21 protein-coding genes and 1 tRNA gene are annotated in these 21048 nt (G+C 52.0%); 5 read left to right on the top strand and 17 right to left on the bottom strand.

All coding sequences use genetic code 11. The features are described 5' to 3' along the window. Position 1: 1 nt before the first annotated feature. Genes xerC through lptM form a run of 5 tightly spaced genes read right to left on the bottom strand, consistent with a single transcriptional unit; the run spans position 2 to position 4048 of the window. Positions 2–949, bottom strand: coding sequence for a tyrosine recombinase XerC (gene xerC, locus ACO6VE_RS07400; protein ID WP_422460626.1), 948 nt, complete (start codon positions 947–949; stop codon positions 2–4). After that, positions 946–1674 (bottom strand): DUF484 family protein, encoded by a 729-nt coding sequence (locus ACO6VE_RS07395; RefSeq protein ID WP_422460624.1) that lies wholly within the window; start codon positions 1672–1674, stop codon positions 946–948. Before ACO6VE_RS07395 ends, xerC begins: the two co-directional genes overlap by 4 nt. Positions 1675–1695: 21 nt before the next feature. Next, positions 1696–2526, bottom strand: a complete 831-nt coding sequence (gene dapF, locus ACO6VE_RS07390) for a diaminopimelate epimerase (protein ID WP_422460677.1) — start codon at positions 2524–2526, stop codon at positions 1696–1698. Between the two features lie 23 nt (positions 2527–2549). Continuing rightward, positions 2550–3827 carry a diaminopimelate decarboxylase gene (gene lysA / locus ACO6VE_RS07385; protein WP_422460675.1) on the bottom strand — a complete coding sequence of 426 codons (1278 nt, stop codon included), beginning with the start codon at positions 3825–3827 and terminating at the stop codon, positions 2550–2552. A gap of 56 nt (positions 3828–3883) precedes the next feature. Beyond that, positions 3884–4048, bottom strand: a complete 165-nt coding sequence (gene lptM, locus ACO6VE_RS07380) for an LPS translocon maturation chaperone LptM (RefSeq protein WP_269675681.1) — start codon at positions 4046–4048, stop codon at positions 3884–3886. Between the two features lie 189 nt (positions 4049–4237). On the opposite strand from lptM, the gene cyaY reads away from it, so the two are divergent. Together cyaY and ACO6VE_RS07370 are read left to right on the top strand one after the other, a co-directional pair. Continuing rightward, positions 4238–4561, top strand: coding sequence for an iron donor protein CyaY (gene cyaY, locus ACO6VE_RS07375; RefSeq protein WP_422460622.1), 324 nt, complete (start codon positions 4238–4240; stop codon positions 4559–4561). 467 nt (positions 4562–5028) lie between these two features. Then, a complete protein-coding gene (locus ACO6VE_RS07370; protein ID WP_422460620.1) occupies positions 5029–5502 on the top strand; it encodes a DUF29 domain-containing protein in 474 nt (157 codons plus the stop codon). Positions 5503–5572: 70 nt separating this feature from the next. Here ACO6VE_RS07370 and brnA read toward each other — a convergent pair whose 3' ends face one another. The 3 genes from brnA to ACO6VE_RS07355 form a co-directional block, all read right to left on the bottom strand. Continuing rightward, a complete protein-coding gene (gene brnA / locus ACO6VE_RS07365) occupies positions 5573–5794 on the bottom strand; it encodes a type II toxin-antitoxin system BrnA family antitoxin (protein ID WP_422449957.1) in 222 nt (73 codons plus the stop codon). 427 nt (positions 5795–6221) lie between these two features. Beyond that, complete coding sequence (locus tag ACO6VE_RS07360) at positions 6222–7259, bottom strand: porin (protein WP_422460618.1); 1038 nt, start codon at positions 7257–7259, stop codon at positions 6222–6224. A 436-nt stretch (positions 7260–7695) separates the two neighbouring features. Next, positions 7696–8694, bottom strand: coding sequence for a caspase family protein (locus ACO6VE_RS07355; protein ID WP_422460617.1), 999 nt, complete (start codon positions 8692–8694; stop codon positions 7696–7698). A 204-nt stretch (positions 8695–8898) separates the two neighbouring features. Between ACO6VE_RS07355 and ACO6VE_RS07350 the strand changes: the two genes are divergently transcribed. Next, a tRNA-His gene (locus tag ACO6VE_RS07350) sits at positions 8899–8974 on the top strand. A 29-nt stretch (positions 8975–9003) separates the two neighbouring features. Here the strand turns inward: ACO6VE_RS07350 and ACO6VE_RS07345 are convergent. Beyond that, a complete protein-coding gene (locus ACO6VE_RS07345; protein ID WP_422460615.1) occupies positions 9004–10578 on the bottom strand; it encodes an FGGY-family carbohydrate kinase in 1575 nt (524 codons plus the stop codon). Between the two features lie 93 nt (positions 10579–10671). Here ACO6VE_RS07345 and ACO6VE_RS07340 point away from each other — a divergent pair, with 93 nt between their 5' ends. Then, positions 10672–11427, top strand: a complete 756-nt coding sequence (locus tag ACO6VE_RS07340; protein WP_422449961.1) for a glycerophosphodiester phosphodiesterase family protein — start codon at positions 10672–10674, stop codon at positions 11425–11427. Positions 11428–11463: 36 nt separating this feature from the next. On the opposite strand, the gene yjgA is transcribed toward ACO6VE_RS07340, so the two are convergent. From yjgA to ACO6VE_RS07315, 5 genes are all read right to left on the bottom strand, one after another. Next, positions 11464–12006: a ribosome biogenesis factor YjgA gene (gene yjgA, locus ACO6VE_RS07335; RefSeq protein WP_422449962.1), complete on the bottom strand. Its 543-nt coding sequence runs from the start codon at positions 12004–12006 to the stop codon at positions 11464–11466. 156 nt (positions 12007–12162) lie between these two features. Then, complete coding sequence (locus ACO6VE_RS07330) at positions 12163–13407, bottom strand: cysteine desulfurase-like protein (RefSeq protein WP_422460613.1); 1245 nt, start codon at positions 13405–13407, stop codon at positions 12163–12165. Beyond that, entirely contained in the window at positions 13338–14060 is a 723-nt protein-coding gene (locus ACO6VE_RS07325) for a 2OG-Fe dioxygenase family protein (protein ID WP_422460611.1), read from the bottom strand. Before ACO6VE_RS07325 ends, ACO6VE_RS07330 begins: the two co-directional genes overlap by 70 nt. Positions 14061–14262: 202 nt before the next feature. Next, positions 14263–15414 (bottom strand): ankyrin repeat domain-containing protein, encoded by a 1152-nt coding sequence (locus ACO6VE_RS07320; RefSeq protein ID WP_422449965.1) that lies wholly within the window; start codon positions 15412–15414, stop codon positions 14263–14265. A gap of 110 nt (positions 15415–15524) precedes the next feature. Continuing rightward, positions 15525–16460, bottom strand: coding sequence for an ankyrin repeat domain-containing protein (locus ACO6VE_RS07315; RefSeq protein WP_422460609.1), 936 nt, complete (start codon positions 16458–16460; stop codon positions 15525–15527). A 398-nt stretch (positions 16461–16858) separates the two neighbouring features. On the opposite strand from ACO6VE_RS07315, the gene pmbA reads away from it, so the two are divergent. Next, positions 16859–18220 carry a metalloprotease PmbA gene (gene pmbA, locus ACO6VE_RS07310; protein WP_422460607.1) on the top strand — a complete coding sequence of 454 codons (1362 nt, stop codon included), beginning with the start codon at positions 16859–16861 and terminating at the stop codon, positions 18218–18220. 134 nt (positions 18221–18354) lie between these two features. Here the strand turns inward: pmbA and mgtE are convergent, their stop codons facing one another. From mgtE to rapZ, 3 genes are all read right to left on the bottom strand, one after another. Then, positions 18355–19713: a magnesium transporter gene (gene mgtE / locus ACO6VE_RS07305; protein ID WP_422460605.1), complete on the bottom strand. Its 1359-nt coding sequence runs from the start codon at positions 19711–19713 to the stop codon at positions 18355–18357. 154 nt (positions 19714–19867) lie between these two features. Next, complete coding sequence (locus tag ACO6VE_RS07300; RefSeq protein ID WP_101748935.1) at positions 19868–20137, bottom strand: HPr family phosphocarrier protein; 270 nt, start codon at positions 20135–20137, stop codon at positions 19868–19870. Then, entirely contained in the window at positions 20137–20994 is an 858-nt protein-coding gene (gene rapZ, locus ACO6VE_RS07295) for an RNase adapter RapZ (RefSeq protein ID WP_422449968.1), read from the bottom strand. Before rapZ ends, ACO6VE_RS07300 begins: the two co-directional genes overlap by 1 nt. Positions 20995–21048: the final 54 nt, after the last annotated feature.

Raw genomic sequence — 21048 nt, 5'->3', positions numbered from 1 at the left:
TTCAGTCGTCTTTCTTCTTCGCCCTTGGGTGAGCCTTATCATACACCGTGGCCAGATGCTGAAAATCCAGATGGGTATAGATTTGTGTGGTGGAGATATCGCTGTGCCCCAGCAGTTCCTGAATTGAGCGCAGGTCACCGCTGGATTCCAGCAGGTGGCTGGCAAACGAGTGCCTCAGCATGTGGGGATGAACCCCCACCGGCATGCCCGCTTCCCGGGCAAATTCCCTGATACGATTCTGAATCTGTCGGGTACTGATGCGCCTGCCCAGCTTTGACAGAAACAGGGCGCTACCACTCTCTCCCCGAACCAACTGTTCTCGAAAAGTAAGCCAGTGTTGAATTGCCTGCCGGGCTTTGCTGCCCACCGGGATCATCCGCTCTTTGTTGCGTTTCCCAAGCACTTTCACCTGGGAAAACCCATTGGCAAAGCTGTCCAGGTTCAATGCCGCCAGCTCGGCCAGGCGCAAACCTGACGAGTAGAAGAGCTCCAGGATGGCCAGATCACGGCACTTCAGCGGATCACCCTCCGCCTGACCATGCGGGTCATCCAACAGGTGATTGACCTGGTCGGCATCCAGCGTCACCGGCAGAGGCCGACCGGTTTTCGGTGCCCGGAGCCGTTGCGCCGGGTTATTGGTTACCTCACCCCGGGTTAACAGGTAGTGATAAAAACGACGAAGTGATGAGATCAGCCGCTGCAGGCTGCGACTGGATAACCCCTCTTCGTGCCAGAGTCCCAGCCACTGCTTTAACTGCTTCTCGGTAATCGTTGCCCACCCCTGAATATCACTGGCGGTAGCCTGCTGCATCACACGGGCAAGATCACGCTGATAGGCCGACAGCGTATGGGGAGAGTGCTGCTTTTCATAGCGGAGGTAATCCAGAAAAGCCGCTATTGATTGTTGCAGGCCGCTATTAACCGGAGAATTGGAAGATGAGTGGTTCATGAATGCAGCTGTCGAGCCAGAATTCGACTCAGGATATCGCCCAGGTAACTGATAAACAGGGTGCCCATGCTGGCCTTGAAATGATGTTTGTCCTGACTGCCCAGCGCCAGAACCCCAAGCTGCTGTGGTTCACTGAGGGCATAGTTCAGAGGGGCAATGGCCACCGAGCCAACATGCTCGGCCTGCTCCTGAAACAGGAAGTCCAGCTCTGCCTGAGTCACCTGGCCACAAATGGCTTTGCCACTGGTCATAATGGAACCCAGGGCTTCCACCACCACGTCGGTATGTTCAATCCTGACGGGCAGGTTCATTGGTTGGTCACTGAACAGAATCAGCGAATGGAATTCAATACCAAACTCATGGTTAAGGCTGTCACCGATCACCTCCACCAGCTGTTCCAGATCCCTGCTCTCCAGCAGGGCCAATACCAGCAGCCGCATACGCTCAAACAGCTTTTCATTGGCTTTGGCATTGTCCGCCAGACGGACCAGCCGATGTCGGTAATCCAGGGCCCGTTCCCGCAGCAACGCCACCTGACGCTCAACCAGCGAGATCGCATCCCCACGCTGATGAGGCAGGGTCAGATCCAGCAGCAGATCGTCACGGCCCACAAAAAAATCAGGATGCTCTTTCAGAAAGTTGGCAACCTGCCTGGGTTTCAGAGCTTTCGGCTGATTCGGCGTTTCCTGCTGCTCCCTGTCTGTTTCGACGATCTGTTCGGTCATGGTCTCTGGCCCTTAGCGGATTTATAGCCGGGTGTATCCTTCATAAACCCGGGTTGCTGCGCCTGTCATCATAACCGGACTGCCCTCTCCCGGCCAATAAATAGACAGGCTACCCCCGGGCAAGTTCACTTTAACGGTATCGCCCAGCAAACCTTGCAGGCGTCCTGCCACCACAGCGGCACAGGCACCGGTGCCACAGGCGAGGGTTTCACCAACGCCGCGCTCAAATACCCGCAGGTTAATTTCATCGGTACTGAGGACCTGCATAAATCCGGCATTGCATTTCCGGGGAAAGTCCGGATGGGCTTCAATCATCGGCCCCCAGGTGTCCACGGGAGCCCTGTGCACATCATCCACCCGATAAACGCAGTGGGGATTGCCCATGGATACGGCAGAAACCTCGATAACCTGGCCATCAACCATCAGGGGATAGGTCACTGAACGCTGCTGCGCATTAAACGGCACCTGTTCAGGGTCCAGCCTCGGCATCCCCATATCCACGCAAACCTCGCCATTGCTCTGAATCGTCAGCTCAATGTTGCCCCCGGCGGTTTGTACCCGGATCCGGTCTCTGCCGATCAGCTTTTTGTCCCGGACGAAACGGGCGAAACAACGGGCCCCATTGCCACACTGCTCCACTTCACTGCCATCGGCATTAAAGATGCGGTAGCGAAAATCCATATCAGGATTGGTCGGGGGCTCAACCAGCAGCAACTGGTCAAAGCCGATCCCAAACCGCCGGTCCGCCAGGCGGCGGATTTTTTCCGGCGGCAGGCGCAGATTCTGGGACACCATATCGACCACCATAAAGTCGTTACCCAGCCCATGCATCTTGGTGAAATGTAGCAACATATAGTTCATTCTTTCCTGATACTTTACGACGGCAGCAGGCTTTCTGAGGCAAACTGCTCGGCAACGGTTTCCCGGCGACGGATCACATAAGATTGAGTACCATCAACCATGATTTCTGCGGCACGATTGCGGGTATTGTAGTTGGAGCTCATGACAAAACCGTAGGCACCCGCCGAATACACCGCCAGCAGATCACCTTCCCGGATGGCCAGATTCCGTGCTTTGCCCAGAAAGTCGCCACTTTCACAAACAGGCCCGACAATATCATACACCTGACTATCCACATCCGCGTGCTGCGCCGTATTGGCAATAGTATGCCAGGCACTGTAGATGGACGGTCTCAACAGGTCATTCATGGCTCCATCGACAATGGCAAAATGCTTCTGCTCAGTCGCCTTGATCAACTCAACGCGGGTCAGCAGGATACCCGCCTGGGCAGCAATAGACCGGCCCGGCTCCACCACCAGCATCACATCACCATAGCCCCGCTCAACAAGGCGCTGTTTGACCGACACCAGATAATCGGCAGGTGAGGGAATCGTCTCATCCTGATACTGAACCCCCAGGCCACCGCCAATATCCAGATGCTGCAAATGAATCCCCTGAGCCTGCAACTGATCCATTAACAGCAACAGACGATCCAGCGCATCCAGGAAAGGCTCGGTGGTGGTCAGCTGGGAACCGATATGGCAATCAACACCCACCACCTCAATATTGCTCAATTCAGCAGCCCGGGCATAAACCGCAGGAGCCCGGTTAATATCAATGCCGAACTTATTATCTTTCAGGCCAGTGGAGATATAGGGGTGAGTCCGGGCATCCACATCCGGGTTGACCCGCAGGGAGATGCGGGCCACTTGATTCATCGCCAGCGCTTCTTCCTGAATATGCTCCAGCTCCTGTTCTGATTCAATATTGAAGCAGTGGACACCCACTTCCAGCGCCCGGCGAATCTCATGGCGCTGCTTGGCCACCCCGGAAAACACCACCCTGGCGGGATCACCGCCTGCCGCGAGCACCCGTTCCAGCTCCCCGACCGAGACAATATCAAAGCCAGCCCCCAACCGGGCGAGAACATTCAGCACCGCCAGGTTGCTGTTCGCTTTTACCGCGTAACAAATCAAGTGGGGGCTGTCAGCCATGGCCTGGTAATAGGCCTGATAGCTGGCTTCCAGGGCTCGTCTGGAGTAGACATATAAAGGCGTACCATACTGGCGGGCCAGCTGTTGCACCGGAATCTCTTCGGCAAACAACTCGCTACCGGCCGCTGGTTCAGAGGGCTGAAAGGTAAACCACTCCATAAGGTGACTGTTCCCCATTTCACTTATTTATTGATGTAATTAGCCAGAACTGCTCTTTATTCAACGACTGTTTCTTCCAGAGCAGCCGATGCATCAGCCAGAGATGATGCTGGTTGATAAAGGTCACCCTTTTGACCACAGCCTGTGAGCAGCAGCACGAAAAACGCAGCAGCGGCCAGAGCGGAAGTTTTCAGCCGATGGTCAGCAGTGAACAATCTCATAATCTGATCCTTAATTCTGAATAGGCCACAGTATAACTGTCTAATTAGCGATGGCTCTAGCCCGAATATTTCATAATTGAGGCAACTCGGCATGCGGTGGCAGCGCTTTCTTTTCATGCAAGGCTCTATCAGCAACGCCGGAAGCAGGCTAAAATTCCCCCATTCAGATTAAATTGCACTGAGACAGGAATGAAAGAGCGTCAATATAATGAACTTCTGGATGGCCTGATGCTGGCCATCGAAGACGCCATAGACGATGCCGGACTGGACATTGACTATGAAACGTCAGCAGGCATTCTCACGTTAACCTGTGAAGACAACAGCAAAATTATTCTCAGCCGCCAGACCCCGCTGCTACAGCTATGGATGGCCGCCCGCAGTGGTGGATTCCATTTTGACTACGATGAAGAGCAGGGTGACTGGCTGCTCGATGGCCGGGAAGACACCTTTCTCACGGTGCTCAACCGCTGCCTTACCGAACAAACAGGCGACGATGTTCATTTATCTATTTAGCGTCCTTCTTTCCGGGAGTTGTTCCGGAATAAGTTCCGTGTTTGTCTGAAGCATAAGTTAATGCCGCCTCCCGTTTCCCGCAAAATTACAAGTCGCCCGTCTTTTTCGGGCAGCGCTGAAACTTCATATTTATTGTCAAAATTCCCATGGCACGACATTCATGGCCTATACTCCAGCCGGTTTGTGACAGTCTCCTCTGGTATTGGTTCTTTACCATCAGGACAAGATTAGAGAACCGGAGCCATCATCATCTGCTCTTTTGTCTTATTAAGCTCAATACCCCAGGCTGTCACCCACTCTCAGTCAATATCATCCTGATAGGCTCTGGGACGGATCAATACAATAAATAAAAGCCTTCTGCTTCACTGGGGGATGACTCAGAAGCTGCGATAGAGGGGTGCAGGAGATTGCTGGAGACAACACTGAAGCTCTTAAAAAAACATCAGTAGCATCGGGAGATCATCACTATGAGTAACCTGTACAAAACGGACTTTTATCAGTGGACCCGTCAGCAAATTGATTTACTGAAAAAAAACAAGTTTCGGGCTCTGGACCTGGAGAACCTGATTGAGGAGGTAGACGACCTTGGCCAGGAAAAGGTCAACACGCTGGAAAATCATCTGACCCGAATCCTGGTGCTTCTGCTCAAATGGCATATTCGCACCTTCAAAGAAGACCTGCATGCCTTGAATCGCTGGTACCGCAGCTGGTTTATGGTGATTGATTACAGCCTGGCAAAAGAACGGGCGATAGTTAAACGACTGTTGATGAAAAACCCCAGCTTGTATGGACTGTTGGATGAAAGCCTGCTGGAATGTTATCCCATTGCCTGTCGGGATGCTTCCCGTGAGCTGGAAATACCGGAGGATGAGTTTCCGGATACCAATCCGTGGACCATGGAACAGATTATGACCAATGGGTTTCCGCCGGGGCCGGAGTAGGTTTTGAAATCATGATGAACACCAGGGTTAGCTCGCCAACCTCGTTCCAGAGTTGTCGGGCAGAACCGGGTCAGTGCTGCCTGAGCCGGTCAACAATCCACGTTTTAATCAGCGCTTGACGGCTGATGCCGATTGCGCTGGCTTCTTTATCCAGTTCATTGACGACCCATGCAGGGAAGTCAATGTTAACCCTTTTGGCTGCAAGGTTGGGCCGTTGAGGATTGTCGGTGTCGAAGAATTCCAGTACGTCTTCGCCATCGTCGAATTTTTTATCAATATCACTGGCTTTCATAAAGGTTCACCTCATTTTTTCTGGATCGGCGTACTGAGATAATTCTGATACAGTCTCCTGATACACGGTTTAAATGTAATTGATGGATCCTCTATCAATGGTGCCCAAACTCCGTTCGTCCTGAGCGGAGTCGAAGGGCGTAAACACCATACCCTGAATAAAGACTGTGCCAGGCACCCTTCGACTCCGCTCAGGGTGAGCGGAGATTGTACACATCAAACTCATTGAAATGAGTTGCCAGAATAGCGTCTTCGGATAGGCTGGGTAGTGTTCCCGCAGAGGACCGAGGTACTGTGCATGACCGTTGGTTCCGGTGTCAGCTCTTATGGGAACCGATCTTTGTCAAAACGCAAAAAAACCGCCGGAGCGGTTTTTTTGTTGCCGGAAAGTCCGGCGAAGGCATTGCTGCCAGGCAACCACTTCGATATTAGAAGTAGTAACGAGCCTGCAGAATCATCTTGTCGTCAACGTCAACATTAGCAACTTTGGTCTTCTCGAACTGGTAAGTAGCAGACAGCTGAACTGGACCTTGAGTGTAGATTACTTCTACAGGCATGTACTTCAGTTCGGTGTTTCCAGCGTTGTTGCTCTTGTCTTTCAGCTGGTTGTAACCACCACCGAGCTTGAACATTTCGTTCAGCTGATAGCTGCCATACAGTTCAATGCCTTTAGCCTTTTCAACAAGACCCAGTGTACCGTCTGCCAGGTTCTTCAGATCTGCATAAGTGAAGGCAGCGTAAATCTTGTCTGCTTCAAGCTTGGCACCAACAATAGCAGATTTAGATTTGTCTTTAGATCCTGCTACAGAAGTATCTTTAACTTCAGCCTGGTTGTATGCAGCTCCGATACTCAGCCCCATTGGCAGGTTGTAGCTGCCAGCTACACTGTAAGAACCATCACGTACCATAGTGGACGGGATAACAATACCACTAACCTTGGTTGAAAGTTTTCTTTCACCCAGCTGAACCTGTGCAGAGATATTCAGCCCCATGATACTGTGGTTATACTGCAGAGCGTCGTCAGCACGAGCAGTACCCAGCTCATCACCAAAACTGGTGTATGTGCCGGAAGCTTCACCACCGGTGGTAGCAAACATGTCAGTCCAGCCAGAAACAGTGGAGTAAGTAGACCACTGCTTACCGAAAGAGATAGAACCATACTGGTCGTTCTTGGCACCAACATAGCCCAGACGGTTGAAGAAGAAGTCGCCTTCGCCACTGTTAGTCGTGTCAAAGCCCCACTCAGCCTTGGCAAAAGCGGTAGTCGCTTCAGTCAGTTTGTGTTCGAAGGCAAAGTTGATACGGCTGCTGTCGCCCTTAGATTCGCCATCAGTCTGGTCAACATAACGCATACCAACGTGACCACCGATGGTCACTTTGTCAGTACCATTGTCAACGACAGTAACAGCCATCGCCTGACCAGCCATCATGGAAGCAACAACAGCTGCAAGAATTTTCTTTTGCATGGAGCTTACTCCTGAAATTGTGTGTGATGTGTGTGCTTTTTTCTGTCGCCTTTCTTCTTATGCATAGCCCGGGGAAAAAGCCCCGAACCGATGCGGACGACTTAATTTGGGCACAATTATTCAAGAGTTGTTAAACCAAGGTCACATTAGATAATTGAATTGGCTTATGATTTTTTTTACTGTCGTGAGAATAAAAATCAAGCAGCATTTGATAGTAATTAATCAAGGATAAGGCTGTAGGCCTTGATGGATAATGGATTCAAGTAAATCACTACGAAGAGATTGAGTTAAAACAATCAAATAACCGGGTAGGTGAATGCCGAGATAAGGGATAAAATACGGCATTCCCGGTTAATGGAAATTTACATTTCGTTGATGTGCATCAACGCTGAAATAATCAAAGCCAGTGCGCAACATGTTATCTGTTAATGGACAGCTACCAGCCAAACAACTTCAGGTTTCTGGCCGGACGAAAGTTGGTTGAGAGAACAGCATGTTGATTCGGGTTGTACCTGACCTCGGCATGCAGTTTCTGGTCACGGAGCAGGGCCGGAATATTTCTCACATAGAGGTTATGGTAATACACCTCTTTCAATGTCTTGATCATTCGGTGGCTAAAGTCCCCCTGGCTGCTCCAGGCGATAATACCGGGGCTTGGTAAAAAAGCATCGGCTGCGGTCTCTCTGTCGCGACTGGCGGATACCACCATCATATAGGCAGGAATGTCCCTGTCTCTGCCTGTATCAATTTCCTCGATAATATCCGGATGCAGCGAGTTATAGACATACCGATAGGGCAGGTCAAACATGGTGCCGGAGTGGCAGGTGTCAACGAAGATCAGCAGCCTTGTGCTGTTGTGAAAGCGTTTGAAGGCATGATGCAGTTCATCATCGGAAATAACATCGCGACCACAGACCAATAGCTCATCCATATGATCTGACTCATCACCGCTGGTATCCGGTCTGCGGGTGCCGTGTCCGCTGAAACTGATGATTATGCGATGTGGCCCGGCTTCGCTGTGGGTTTGCTCTGCCAGACGTTCAATTTCCGCGAGGACGATGGATTTTTTGAGTGGGCCAGATCGATCAGTCTGTACCTTAAGGGAGGTTGTCGGGATGCCCTTGCTGGTGGAGGCCCAGTTAAAAAAGTTCCAGGCATCATTACGGCAACCACCTAATGTTGGTACTTCCGGAATCTGATCGTAGTTTTGCCCGGTAAACAGTCCCTTGATCAGATGCATATTTTCAAACTCAAAATAGAAGTCAGTGTCCAGTGGACACTGGTTGTCATAACAAACGGTCTGATTATTGGGCAAATCTGAATTGAAAGAACAGTAGGCGTTGAGTGGCGATAGCAGTATTAATGACAGGCAGATAAGCTGCGTGATCGTGCTGAAAACAGACTGCTGAATTCGGGCTATACAGAAAGTGAGCATGGTATGCCTCATGCTTGAAAGCTTGAGAAGTGATGAGTGTCGGGTAAAGGTACCCGGGAGGCTGAACGAAGATAGATGCTTATTGAAATATAGTGGTAAATCGCAGAAAAAAACAACGGGTCATGCTTGCAAGCTGAACAGCTTTCCTTATAATCAGCGGCGTCTGGTGAGGGATGAAGTTCTTTCCTGATTCAGTCGTTGATGGTGGGCGTAGCTCAGTTGGCAGAGCTCCGGATTGTGATTCCGGCGGTCGAGGGTTCGAGCCCCTTCGCCCACCCCATCTTCCCTCCCTTGCAAACCTTCCAATTCTCACTCCCACGATTGTTGATCCTTCAGCATCTTTATAAATATGTCGTATTTTGCCTGGTAAAAATCAACCAGCTGCCGCTCAGGTTCTATCCGTTCGTGATAGCGACTCATGGCTCTCATGGCCTCCTCAATACTGTCGTAGATACCTGCGGCCACCGACCCGGTGATGGCTCCGGAAAGCAGCATATTTTCTCTCTCTTCCGGAACGGCAGCAGGAATATTGAGTATGTTGATATGTTCAGTGAGCAGTCGTTGGTTCTTTGCCAATCCCCCGGTGGGGATCAACAGTTCAATGTGATACCCGGCTTTTGTTAACTTCTCTAACTGATAGCGTGCATCCAGGGCCAGGGCCTGAATACTGGCAAGGTACAGCACAGCAAGCGACTGATGACTTTTATCCAGGGTAAGGCCGGTAATCATTCCCCGCTGTGGTTGATCCACTTCAGGTGCGTCAAAGTAAGGGAGTATATGCAGGTGCGCGGTCAGTTTGCTGACACTGTCAGCGTATTCCGATCGATCATTATCCGCCAGCTCATAGAGAATCTGATTAAGGTATTCATGAACCCCGATCCCCAGGCTGACAGCGATATCATAGATTGAGCTGTAAGCCGGGTGTGAGGTAATGATGTGATCAATAAAGGCACCTGCCGCAGTTTGCCGGGCGTATATCAACGAGTAACCTTCCAGCACAGAAGGGTAGGGGCCATCTGCTCCATCGCAGGTCAACATATCCCTGCTGAACGCGACGTAGTTGGATGAAGTTCCACCAATAAAACTGACTCTTTTGGTAATACAGTCTAGTGGTTGCTGACGGTCCGGGTGATTGCTGGCAAGTATCGTGGCGAGGGTGCCGCCATAGGCATCAACGATACCTGTGGCAACCGGGGTGCCCTGTTTGAGGTTCAGTTGGTCAGCGGCACTTTGGCACAGGCCATCCCCGATGGCTGCACCCATCTCAAGGGATTCACCCTTGAATCGTCCCTCAATATCAATATTCAGTTGGGCTGCAGCCTTTTGGGTAAAGATATGACTGGTCGAATCGGGTGTTCTGGTCAGGCAGGCCGTTAGCTTCCAGGTGGCATAATCATAAAGGTCGAGGATGCAAGTAGCGGCTTGCCAGGTTTCCGGCGCACACTGGAAGAGCCAGAGTAATTTACAGCAGTTACTCCTGGCGTTGATGCCAGGGCCCGCATGGCCAAATAGTCCCGGGTGTTCTCTGGCAATATAGGCAGCCTGTTGACTGGCGCGGCTGTCCATCCAGCCAAAAGTGTCAGCACGATTGCTCCCGGGCAGGTGAACGGGTTGCATCCGCTGGTCCAGCAGAACCAGGGAGTAGGTGGTATCAATACCGATCCCGATAATATCCTCCTGATTCAGCGGGTGTTCAGCGATTAATCGGTTAACACCGGTGACCAGGGCTTCCCAGATATTCTTGGAACAGAACTCCATGGTACTGGCTGTTTTCCAGATCAGAAGTGGCTCTTCATTATGGGCAAGGACATGCCCTTCCGGGGAAACAAAAGCGCTGCGCAAACTGTGGGTGCCAACATCAATACTGAGCAAAACAGGCCGCATCTGTGATAATGTCCTTGAAACAATGTTTCGGGTAAGAATAGCTCCGTTCCTGCATTTGGACAGGGGTGTTTTAAGGTGGGTAAATTCATGCACATGAGCAGGATAATCGGGCATCGGGGGCTGGCAGGAGAGGCACCGGAAAATACCCTGGCAGGCATCAGGCTGGCTGCTGAGCGCGGGCTGAAGTGGGTCGAGGTGGATGTTACTCTGTCAGGTGATGGTACCCTTGTGCTTTTTCATGACCGGCGACTGAACCGTACCACCAATAAAAAAGGTCGCTTGAAGACGTTAACCTGCTCTGATCTGGCAACAATAGATGCCGGAAGCTGGTTTTCCGAGCAATTTTCGGGTGAGCAGATTCCTCAGCTTGGAGCGGCGCTTAAACTCATAAAAGAACTTGGGCTTGGGCTGAACCTTGAGCTGAAAACCAATGGCTGTTCAGAGCCGAGGTTGGTAGAAGCGGTAGTAAAGACCATTGCCGAGGTTGAGTTGCCAAACGATCGGCTATTGGTTTCCAGCTTTAATTATGCGGCACTTGTCCGGTTCTCAGATTGTTCAGATATTCCGGTTGGCTGTCTGTTTGAGCGATTGCCAATGAACTGGCAGAAGAAAGCATTACGGGTCAACGCGGTATCCATCCACCTCAACAGTAAGCGAACGGCAAAACGACACATTTCGCGAGTGAAGTCCAAAGGCTATGAACTGTATTGCTACACCGTTAACTCTCCGGCGGTTGCCAGACAGCTGATTGATGATGGCGTTGATGGTGTTTTTTCTGATTACCCTTTGGCAGATCACAAAAAGCATGGGGGTGAAGTCCCGGCGGTGACCGAAGAAATCACGACGTAAAAAGAACAGGCTGGGTCAGCCTGCTCATGGTGAACCTTAAAGCTCGTCCACTTCTCTCAAATATTTGAACAGCTTTCGCGCCGCTGCCGGGGGCTTATCCTGAGATGCTTCTCTCTGGGCATTACGGACCAGCTGGCGGATATGCTGGTGGTCAGCTTCCGGGTAGTGCTCCAGGTATTCAGTTAATGCCGTGTGACTGTCATCATCACGAATCAGCTGGTCACGCCACCGCTCCAATTGATGAAACCGGCGGTTGTACTCTTCACTGGAGGAATCCAGCTGGTTAAGCAGCGCCATGATCGGCTCAATGTCCTGGTCTGCCATCAGTTTGCCAATAAAGCCCAGATGGCGCTTTCTGGCATTGTTGCTTTTGATGCGATTGCTCTCATCTAATGCTGCACGCAGGCGATCATTCAGTGGCAACTTATCCAGCAGTGCCGGTTTCAGTTCCATCAGCCGGGCACCAATGTTTTTAAGCTCATCCATGTCCCGCTTCAGCTCAGATTTGCTGACATAGATGATTTCTTCGGTTTCTTCATCGTCCCAGGCTTCCTGGATGCGACGGCTCTTTTTACTCATAGAGAATGGCCATTGATGGGAATCTGCCTGATGTTATTTATCAGAAAGCAGTTCCATGGATGGAAAATGGATTTCCCGGTATTTTACTTCAGAATGCTTTTCAATTGGGATGTTTTTCCGCAACTCCTTTTGTCGTTTTGTTGCGGGCCTGATGCATCATCTGGCAAATCCCGCAGAAATATCTGCCAGAACGTTAAGCACCCTGTCTATCTCTTCCGGCGTATGGTAGTGGACAAAGCCTATCCGCAGTAACCCATCCCGCTCCTGAAGCTTGAGCCGGTCAAGCAGATCCAGTGCATAGAAATGGCCGGACCAGGTATAGATACCGTGCCGGGCCAGCAGCTGTGCCAGCCTGGCCGAGGATTGTCGGTGGTGGGCCAGGGCAAAGGTGGGGGTTCGGTCAGCCGTGGTATCCGAGCCGTACAAGGTAAACCCGGTCATGTGGTTGAGACCATCAAGAAACCGTTGCGACAACTGTTGCTCGTGTTCCTCGATCCAGCGCGCCGACGTCTGCAGTCCCTTGCGGTCATGGTCAGAACCGGTGAGCCAGCCATGGTATTGAATGCAGGCCAGCAATCCGGCAATCGCGGTAAAGTTCTGTGTCCCTGTCTCCCAGCACCAGGGTGGCTGGTTATTTGCAGCCCGGACCTTATAGGGCTTCAGACTGCCCAACAGTTCTGGCCGACCATACATCACCCCCAGGTAAGGGCCGCAGAACTTGTAGGCTGAACAGGTCAGGAAATCCACATCCAGGGCCTGCACATCCGGTAACCGGTGGGCGGTGTAGTGAACGGCGTCAACATGGACCAGGGCATTCACGGAGCGTGAAGCCCTGATCAGTTCTGCTGCCGGGGTGACGCTGCCGGTCACGTTAGAGGCCAGGGTAAACGCCACCAGTCGTGTTCTGTTGGACAGCAGGCGCTCAAGCTCCGTGACGCAGAGATTTTGACTGGCGGTAAAATCCATCGTCCGGACTGTGCATCCCCGTTCCTCTGCCGCCAGCACCCAGGGGGTGATATTGGCGTCATGGTCCAGCGATGAAACAATAATTTCATCACCTTTGTGCCAGGTTCTGGCGATGGCTCTGCTCAGCGCCAAGGTCAGGGAGGTCATATTGGCACCGAAGGCAATGCTGTCAGCAGGGGCATTTAATAACTGCCCGGCAGCCTCCCTTGCCCGTTCCAGCAGTGCCATGGTTTCTTCACTGGTGGCAAAAAAGCCACCCAGGTTAGCGGAACCCGATTGTTGGTAATCGGACATGGCACTGATCACCGATACCGGAACCTGGGTACCTCCCGGCGCATCAGAATAGACGGCCCGCTGGTTTCCCTCTAGCCGCTCAAGGGCTGGAAATTGCTCTCGGATACGCTGGAGGTTGGTTGAGGTATGCTGTTTTTCCACTGTTCATCCTCCAGGGTTACCGTAATAACGAAAACATCCCGATGCCCGGAGACTTGGCCACTGCTGACCTGAAGCGCAGAGGTGTAGTGATAGACCCGCCGGTCATTGCAGTAAACAATATCCCCGGGCAACAGCGTAGCACTATAGGCAGGTTTTTGTTCCGGATGATAAAAAATTCCAGTCTCTGCACCCTCGACGTTTTTGCGGTCAGTGCAGATGATGGCAATCAGGTCGAAGCCATCCTGGTGAATGCCTTCCGGCACTGGCAAGCCGTGATCATCGCCGGAGCAGGTGACCCGGATTTGATGCACGCCATAAACGGTACGTGCCGGATCAAGACCGAAAAAACCGTTTACCTGTCTGAACAGGGATTGAAATTCCGGCAGCTCCGTCAGGGTCGGTTCAATTTCAGCAAATTCCCGCAGAATGTCGCCACTGAGATAATTGACCGAACGGGACTGGACAAAGTCATCGTGGGGTAATCTTTCCAGGCGTTCTGCAGGCCCGGTAAAACGGGAGTAGCGGCGAAAACGGTAGTGACCGCTGACATAACGGTCAGCGGCAAGATTGGCAAAAAAAGGCGCAAAAGCGTTCAGGTCAAGATCGGTCAGCCGCTGATGTGAAAAGGTAAAATCAGGTGAAATAACAGCCATGGTCACCCTCCTGCCATTACTGATGTTGTTCTACGGTGTCTGCAACATAATAGACGACATAATCGCTACGCAGCGTGCCTGGTGAAGCTGGACAAGCATTTTTTTACCGGTTTGGCATCAGCTGCCATTGCCTGGTCATTGCATGAATCACCAGTTAGTTCAGATAAATTAGTGCACAAGGCTCTCTGCGCAAGTCTGAATCTTAATAACCTGCTTTTAGGGCAAATCCCGAATAAGTCAGCGGCTGGTATAAATAGTTTTTCATGGGATACGGCAGCGGCAGGCAGTCAGAGCCTGATGCCAGGACTTTTGCCAAGGGCACCCGGTTCTCTACCAGCCTTGAACGAATGCAGGTTCGGGCGCAGGCCATCAGCGTCCTCGGTTGATAAGCAGAAATGTAATTGTGCAGGGTATCAACAACGCCTCTGGCTGCAGCAATGTCCAGTGCGGTTTTACCAGAAGCATTGGGAATATTGGCATGGGCACCATTGGCCAGCAGACTGTCAACGATCTCTTGCCGGTTTTTCTGAAGCGCCAGATGCAGTGGGGTATTGCCTGAGCGGCCGGGTTTATTGGGATTGGCTCCATTGGCCAGCAAGCTATTGGCCATACTGTTCATTCTGTAATGGAGAGCCCAGTTAAGTGGAGTCTGACCCCACTTGTCAGGAATATCTGGATTGGCACCTGCTTGCAGTAACGTGTTAACGCCCACAATTTTGCAGTGAAGTATCGCACAGAGCAGCGGAGTCTGGCCCGAGAAGTCAAGGGCGTTGATATAGGCACCTCTGTCAAGCAGGTAATTCAGGAACTTGGTGATCACTGTATCGTTTATATTAAGAAGGGCCATATGCAGTGCTGTGTCACCATTAATGTTACTGGCGTTCAGGTCAGCTCCCCTGTCCAGCAACAAATTGAGGGCCTTATAGTTGCCCAGTTCTGCCGCTTTCAGCAAAGGCGTACTTTGATCTACCAACAAATAGGGGACAGGAAGGTTCGGATCTGCACCGCGATCCAGCAGCGTCTTGACAATACCTTCACCGTCCAGTCTGTAAATGGCAATATGCAGAGGGGTAGATCCACCCACAGAGCAAATATTGGGGTCAATGCCCTGGTCCAGCAACCAGTTGACGGTGGCCAGGTCATTACGCAGGACTGCTGATATCATCAGCTCTGCAAAATCGGCCGTTGTTGCCGACAACTGCCTGCTGGCTGAAGCAGCCACAGCAGATTCTGAATGATTGACCTCTGTCGTGTTATCAGGCAGCGGGAGATCGACTGCAGATGAGGATTCCACGCTGGCATCGGCTACCATTTCCTGCGAATGGTCATGCTCCGTCCTGACGCTTGGTAACATTGTTGTGTTTCCGTTCAAGATATACAAAGAACAGCAATCGTTTAAAGAAAATAGTTCACAAGGTTCGCTACGCAAGCCTGAATCTAAATGACCTGCTTTCGGGACAATTCCTAAAGAGTCAGCGGCTCGTGTAAATAAGCCCTTATGGGATTGGACAGCGGCAGGCAGTCAGAGCCTGGTGCCAGGGCTTTTGCCAGCGGCATCTGGTTCTTTACCAGCCGTGAACGAATGCTGGTTCGGGCGCAGGCCAATAGCGTCTCCGGTTGATAAGGAGGCATGATATTGTGCAGGGTATCAGCGACGCCTTTGGCTGCTGCAATGTCAAACGCAGTTTGACCAGACGCATTGGGAATATTGGCACGGGCACCATTGGCCAGCAGAATGTCAACGGTATCCCGCCGGTCTTTTTGAAGCGCCAGATGCAGAGGTGTTTCGCCTGACTTGCCTGGCTTATTGGGATTGGCTCCATTGGCCAGCAGGCTATTGACCATACTGTTGATTTTGGCAGGGACGCTGTACAGTACAGCCTTGATAAGTGCAGTCTGACCCCACTTGTCAGGAGTATCTGGATTAGCACCTCGTTGCAGTAAAGTGTTAATGCCCGCAATGTTGCCTGACATTACCGCCCAGAGCAGCGGAGTTTGGCCGTCACAGTCAAGGGCACTGATATCGGCACCTCTGTCCAGCAGGCAATTCATGATCTCGGTGATCGCTGTCGGGTTGTTACAACAAACAGTCGCCAGATGGAGCGCTGAGGAATTCGAATGATCACGGGCGTTCAGATCGGCTCCCCTTTCCAGCAACAAGAAAACGGCCTTGTCATCGGCCTTCATTGCAGCCAGTAGCAAAGGCGGAAAATGGCAGGCCGGGAGATTCGGATTCGCTCCGCGATCCAGCAGCGTCTTGACAACATCTTCCCGCTTGCCATAGATGAGGGCCCAATACAGAAGGGTATAGCGGCCCTGGCAGCGGGTATTGGGGTCAACGCCCCGGTCCAGAAGGTGGTTGAGAGTGGCCAGGTCATTCTTCGCGATGACTAATTTCATCAATGCTGCCAGATCTGTCAACTCACTCGTCGTGGCAGGCAACTGCCTGCTGCCTGAGACTGCCACTGCGGATTCTGAGTGATCGACTTCTGACGTGTGATCAGACGGTGGGAGGGGTACGGGTGGGGGAGACGAGCTTGCATCGGCTGTCATTTCCTCCGAATGATCATACTCCGTCCTGCCCCTTGAGAACATCAATGCTCCCCCTTTCAGGTATATAAAGAACACAAATCGCTTAATGAAAATAGTGCACAAGGCTCAGTGCGCAAGTCTTGATAAAGGTTGCTGATTAGACTCTGAATCTGCAATTGATCATCTATCTGATGCATTATTAACTTCACAGCGGCACAATAGTTGAAAACCTCCGTAGGCATAAACACAACAGATCAGGTGCAATCATGGGCGAACCTTCCAATGCAGTGCTGGATCCACGAAGTGAAGAGACCAGGCTGAAAACACTGGCCGGTGATATTCTGGCAGAGGCCACCAGACAGGGAGCGGATGCCTGTGAGGTGGGCATCAGCATGGATGCCGGCCTGTCGGCCAGCGTCCGTATGGGCGATGTTGAAACGGTTGAGTTTAACCGTGACCAGGGGCTGGGCATTACCGTCTATCTGGGTAAACGAAAAGGCTCTGCCAGTACTTCTGACAGCAGCCCAAAGGCCATCCGTGAAACGGTAAAAGCCGCCTGCGATATTGCCCGTTACGCGTCCGAAGACCCTTATGCGGGTTTGGCTGACCCCGTGTTAATGGCTGATGGTGATGCGCTGCCGGATCTTGACCTGTATCACCCCTGGGGAATCGATGCCGGGCAGGCGATTGATCTGGCCATGCAATGTGAAGATGCCGGACGCGCTTTCAGTAATAAAATTGTCAACTCCGACGGTGCCAGTGTCTCCAGCCATCAGGGTTGCCGTGTCTATGGCAACAGCAATGGGTTTATTGGCAGCTATGTGTCCAGTCGCCACAGCCTGAGTGCGGTGTTGATTGGTATGCAGGGTGACGAGATGCAGCGGGATTACTGGTACACGGTTAGCCGTAATGCCAACGAGCTGGAAACAGCGGTCGCGGTTGGTAAGACAGCGGCGGAACGCACGGTGCGCCGACTGGGAGCGAGAAAAGTAGGTACTGCCGAGGTGCCGGTACTGTTTGCACCGGAGGTGGCTTCAGGTCTTATTTCCCATTTTCTCGTGGCGATCAGTGGTGGCAGCCTTTATCGACAGGCCTCTTTCCTGTTGGATCACCTGGGTAAGCCGGTGTTTCCAGAATGGATGCGTATCCACGAGCAACCATTGCTGAAAAACATGCTTGGATCCGCCAGCTTCGATAATGATGGGTTGGCGACCTATGCCAAGGACTTTATTACGGACGGTGTGCTGCAGCATTATATTTTAAGCACCTATTCTGGCCGCAAACTGGGGATGGACAGTACCGCCAACGCCGGTGGTGTTAATAACCTGTTTGTACAAAGCAATGCAGGCGATCTTGATGCGCTGCTGAAACAGATGGGAACCGGGCTGCTGGTTACCGAACTGATGGGGCAGGGGGTTAATACCGTTACCGGTGATTACTCCCGTGGAGCCGGTGGCTTCTGGGTCGACAATGGCGAAATTCAGTTCCCGGTGTCAGAAGTGACGATTGCCGACAACCTGAAAGATATCTACCGGAACATTGTTGCCGTGGGCAATGATGTCGACAGGCGTGGGAATATCCAGACCGGTTCAATTCTGATCAGCAGCATGAAGCTGGCGGGTGAGTGATTGCTTTTAGGGTGGGCATTAATCTACACCCTCCATTTTCAATGGGTTTCGGATGGAACCACGAAGGACACCAAGAGCACGAAGGAGAAGAAAAGCTCTTCTTTGTGCGCTTGCGGCCTCTGTGGTTCAAAACGCTACCCATAGAAAACAGTGGCCAGCCCAAGGAATGAAAAGAATCCCACCACATCGGAAATCGTGGTCAGGATAATACTGCCAGCAAGGGCCGGATCAATATTTAATGATTTCAGTAAAACCGGCAGCATCGCACCGGTGACCACGGCAACACTCAGGTTGATCACCATGGCGCAGGCAATCACCAGGGAAATAATCGGGTCATCGAACCAGAACCAGGCAATGGCGGCCACCAGGGTTGCCCACAACAACCCGTTGAGAAACCCGGCAACCAGCTCCCGGCTTAGCAGCCAGCGGAGGTTGGTCTTACTGATTTGCCCTAGCGCCATACCCCGGATCACCAGGGTCAGGGCCTGACTGCCGGCATTACCTCCCATCCCCGCAACAATCGGCATCAGCACCGCCAGGGCCACCACTTTATCAATGGTTTCCTGAAACAGACCAATGACCGAGGCGGCAATAAAGGCGGTAATCAGGTTGAAGCCCAGCCAGACCGCCCGGCGTCGTGCAGTTCGCAGTGCCGGGGCGAAGGTGTCTTCATCGTCATCCAGACCGGCCATACTCATCATGGAGTGTTCGGCCTCTTCCCGGATCACGTCCACTACATCATCGATGGTGATCCGCCCAAGCAGTTTGCCCTTGTCGTTCACCACCGGGGCGGAGAGCAGGTCCTGCCGTTCGAACAGCTGGGCTACCTGGGTATCCTGCATATCCGCAGGAATCGGGTCCAGGTCGGTTAACATCACTTGTCTGACGGTAGCGCCCGGTTCGGTTGTCAGGAGCAAGGTCAGGGGCAGGCGACCGATGTATTCATCCCGGCGATTGACCACCAACAGGCTGTCTGTGCCATCCGGAATGCCTTCATGACGGCGCAGGTAACGGAGCACAACATCAACGGTGTTATTGGGGCGCACCGTAATGGTGTCGGTGTTCATCAAGCCACCGGCGGAATCCTCCGGATAGGCCAGAACCGCCTCAACCCGCTGGCGGTCCTGACTGTTCATGGAATCCAGCACCTGTCGGGTGATGGTATCTGGCAGTTGCTGCAGCAGGTCGGCGATGTCATCAACATCCTGACCTTGAGTAATGGCTTTCAGTTCGGCAATGTTCATCTGGTCAAGGAAGAACTGGCGAACGTCTTCGCTCAGTTCCTGCAGCACGTCGCCTTCCTGTTCACGGTCAATCAACCGCCATAACAGGCTGCGTAACTTTGGTGGGGAGGACTCCAGCAAGTGCGCGGTATCAGCAGGGGGCAAGGTGTTCAACATGGTGCGCAATTCTGCAGAGACACCGTGCTCAAGAGCATCATTAAGTTTTTTCAGCTCGGCTTCACCGATGCTCAATTGCAGTTGCTGCGCCATTATTGTCTGCCTGAAATGATCTGCCTGAATGATTTGCCTGAATGATCTGCATGAACAGTTTCTGCGCATCCGGTAAAAGGCCGGATGGTCAGGGAAAATGAAAGATGGTCTCTATGGTAATTGCAGTGGCTACTCCCCGCAAAGGGGGAGTCTGTTATTCTTCTTCACCAAAGCGGTCATCAATCAGCTCGCACAGGGCAAGGCAGGCGGCCTCTTCATCATGGCCGTCACAAAGGAGCTCAAGCTCCGAACCCTGTCCTGCCGCCAGCATCATAACCGCCATGATACTCTTGCCATCCACCTTGCGCCCATTGAATCCGATTTCGATCTCACTGGCAAACGCCGATGACGTGGAAACAAACTTGGATGCCGCCCGGGCGTGCAAGCCCAGTTTGTTAATGATTTTTTTTCGATAGGTAATCATTATTCGTGAAGCTCTCTGTGTCTAACCTGAACCCGATCCAGTTTACTGGTAAACAGGGTGCCCAGTGTTTTACCAATATAGACTGAGCGGTGCTGCCCTCCAGTGCAACCGATGGCAATCGTCATATAACTGCGCTGGGCTGACTCAAAGCGCGGAAGCCATTTTTCGATAAAGGCACTGATATCCTCAACCATTTCGACCACCAGGGGATCATCCTTCAGAAAGTCGATAACCGGTTGGTCCAGACCTGTGTATGTTCTCAGGGATTCGTCCCAGAAAGGGTTGGGCAGGCAGCGCACATCAAAGATAAAGTCGGCGTCTGAAGGAATTCCGTTTTTAAAGCCAAACGATTGAAAAAGAACCGTCACACCGCTTTTGTGATCAGCGCAGAACTCCTGTTTGATCATGTCCCTCATCTGATGAACAGAGAGCGATGTGGTGTCGATTTTCAGGTCTGCCTCAATCAGCACCGGCGTAAGCAGCTTTTTTTCTAACGCGATGGCTTCTCTGAGCGATGTCTGGTCATTACTGAGCGGGTGCTTTCTGCGTGTGGCACTGTAACGGCTGACCAGCTTTTCGCTGTCGGTGTCCAGGTACAGTACCTGACAATGGATGCCTTTGTTCCGAAGGGACTTCAGCAGATCAGGAAAGTTATCCAGAGTTCCGGGCAGGTTTCTGACATCAATACTGACGGCCATCCTGGGGGGCGTTGAATGATGGCCTTTCAGGGTATCCGGTAATTGGTTCAGCATACTGGCCGGAAGATTGTCGACACAATAAAAACCCTCATCTTCAAGGGTGTGCAGAGCTGAACTTTTTCCAGAACCGGAGCGCCCGCTGATGATGATAAGTTTCATAGCTGTTCCTTTATGCTTCTGAGCGTGTAGGTATTGAAAGCTGACCCTTCTTCT

Origin of the sequence: Endozoicomonas sp. ALB115 (assembly GCF_049310245.1) — a bacterium.
In the GTDB taxonomy this organism is placed as follows: domain Bacteria; phylum Pseudomonadota; class Gammaproteobacteria; order Pseudomonadales; family Endozoicomonadaceae; genus Endozoicomonas.
This window is presented reverse-complemented; position numbering and strand designations above follow the sequence as displayed.

Bases quoted from the DNA above. Each gene is read 5' to 3' on its own strand.
- xerC (WP_422460626.1), bottom strand. From the start codon at position 949: ATGAACCACTCATCTTCCAATTCTCCGGTTAATAGCGGCCTGCAACAA.
- ACO6VE_RS07395 (WP_422460624.1), bottom strand. From the start codon at position 1,674: ATGACCGAACAGATCGTCGAAACAGACAGGGAGCAGCAGGAAACGCCG.
- dapF (WP_422460677.1), bottom strand. From the start codon at position 2,526: ATGTTGCTACATTTCACCAAGATGCATGGGCTGGGTAACGACTTTATG.
- lysA (WP_422460675.1), bottom strand. From the start codon at position 3,827: ATGGAGTGGTTTACCTTTCAGCCCTCTGAACCAGCGGCCGGTAGCGAG.
- lptM (WP_269675681.1), bottom strand. From the start codon at position 4,048: ATGAGATTGTTCACTGCTGACCATCGGCTGAAAACTTCCGCTCTGGCC.
- cyaY (WP_422460622.1), top strand. From the start codon at position 4,238: ATGAAAGAGCGTCAATATAATGAACTTCTGGATGGCCTGATGCTGGCC.
- ACO6VE_RS07370 (WP_422460620.1), top strand. From the start codon at position 5,029: ATGAGTAACCTGTACAAAACGGACTTTTATCAGTGGACCCGTCAGCAA.
- brnA (WP_422449957.1), bottom strand. From the start codon at position 5,794: ATGAAAGCCAGTGATATTGATAAAAAATTCGACGATGGCGAAGACGTA.
- ACO6VE_RS07360 (WP_422460618.1), bottom strand. From the start codon at position 7,259: ATGCAAAAGAAAATTCTTGCAGCTGTTGTTGCTTCCATGATGGCTGGT.
- ACO6VE_RS07355 (WP_422460617.1), bottom strand. From the start codon at position 8,694: ATGCTCACTTTCTGTATAGCCCGAATTCAGCAGTCTGTTTTCAGCACG.
- ACO6VE_RS07345 (WP_422460615.1), bottom strand. From the start codon at position 10,578: ATGCGGCCTGTTTTGCTCAGTATTGATGTTGGCACCCACAGTTTGCGC.
- ACO6VE_RS07340 (WP_422449961.1), top strand. From the start codon at position 10,672: ATGAGCAGGATAATCGGGCATCGGGGGCTGGCAGGAGAGGCACCGGAA.
- yjgA (WP_422449962.1), bottom strand. From the start codon at position 12,006: ATGAGTAAAAAGAGCCGTCGCATCCAGGAAGCCTGGGACGATGAAGAA.
- ACO6VE_RS07325 (WP_422460611.1), bottom strand. From the start codon at position 14,060: ATGGCTGTTATTTCACCTGATTTTACCTTTTCACATCAGCGGCTGACC.
- ACO6VE_RS07320 (WP_422449965.1), bottom strand. From the start codon at position 15,414: ATGTTACCAAGCGTCAGGACGGAGCATGACCATTCGCAGGAAATGGTA.
- ACO6VE_RS07315 (WP_422460609.1), bottom strand. From the start codon at position 16,460: ATGAAATTAGTCATCGCGAAGAATGACCTGGCCACTCTCAACCACCTT.
- pmbA (WP_422460607.1), top strand. From the start codon at position 16,859: ATGGGCGAACCTTCCAATGCAGTGCTGGATCCACGAAGTGAAGAGACC.
- mgtE (WP_422460605.1), bottom strand. From the start codon at position 19,713: ATGGCGCAGCAACTGCAATTGAGCATCGGTGAAGCCGAGCTGAAAAAA.
- ACO6VE_RS07300 (WP_101748935.1), bottom strand. From the start codon at position 20,137: ATGATTACCTATCGAAAAAAAATCATTAACAAACTGGGCTTGCACGCC.
- rapZ (WP_422449968.1), bottom strand. From the start codon at position 20,994: ATGAAACTTATCATCATCAGCGGGCGCTCCGGTTCTGGAAAAAGTTCA.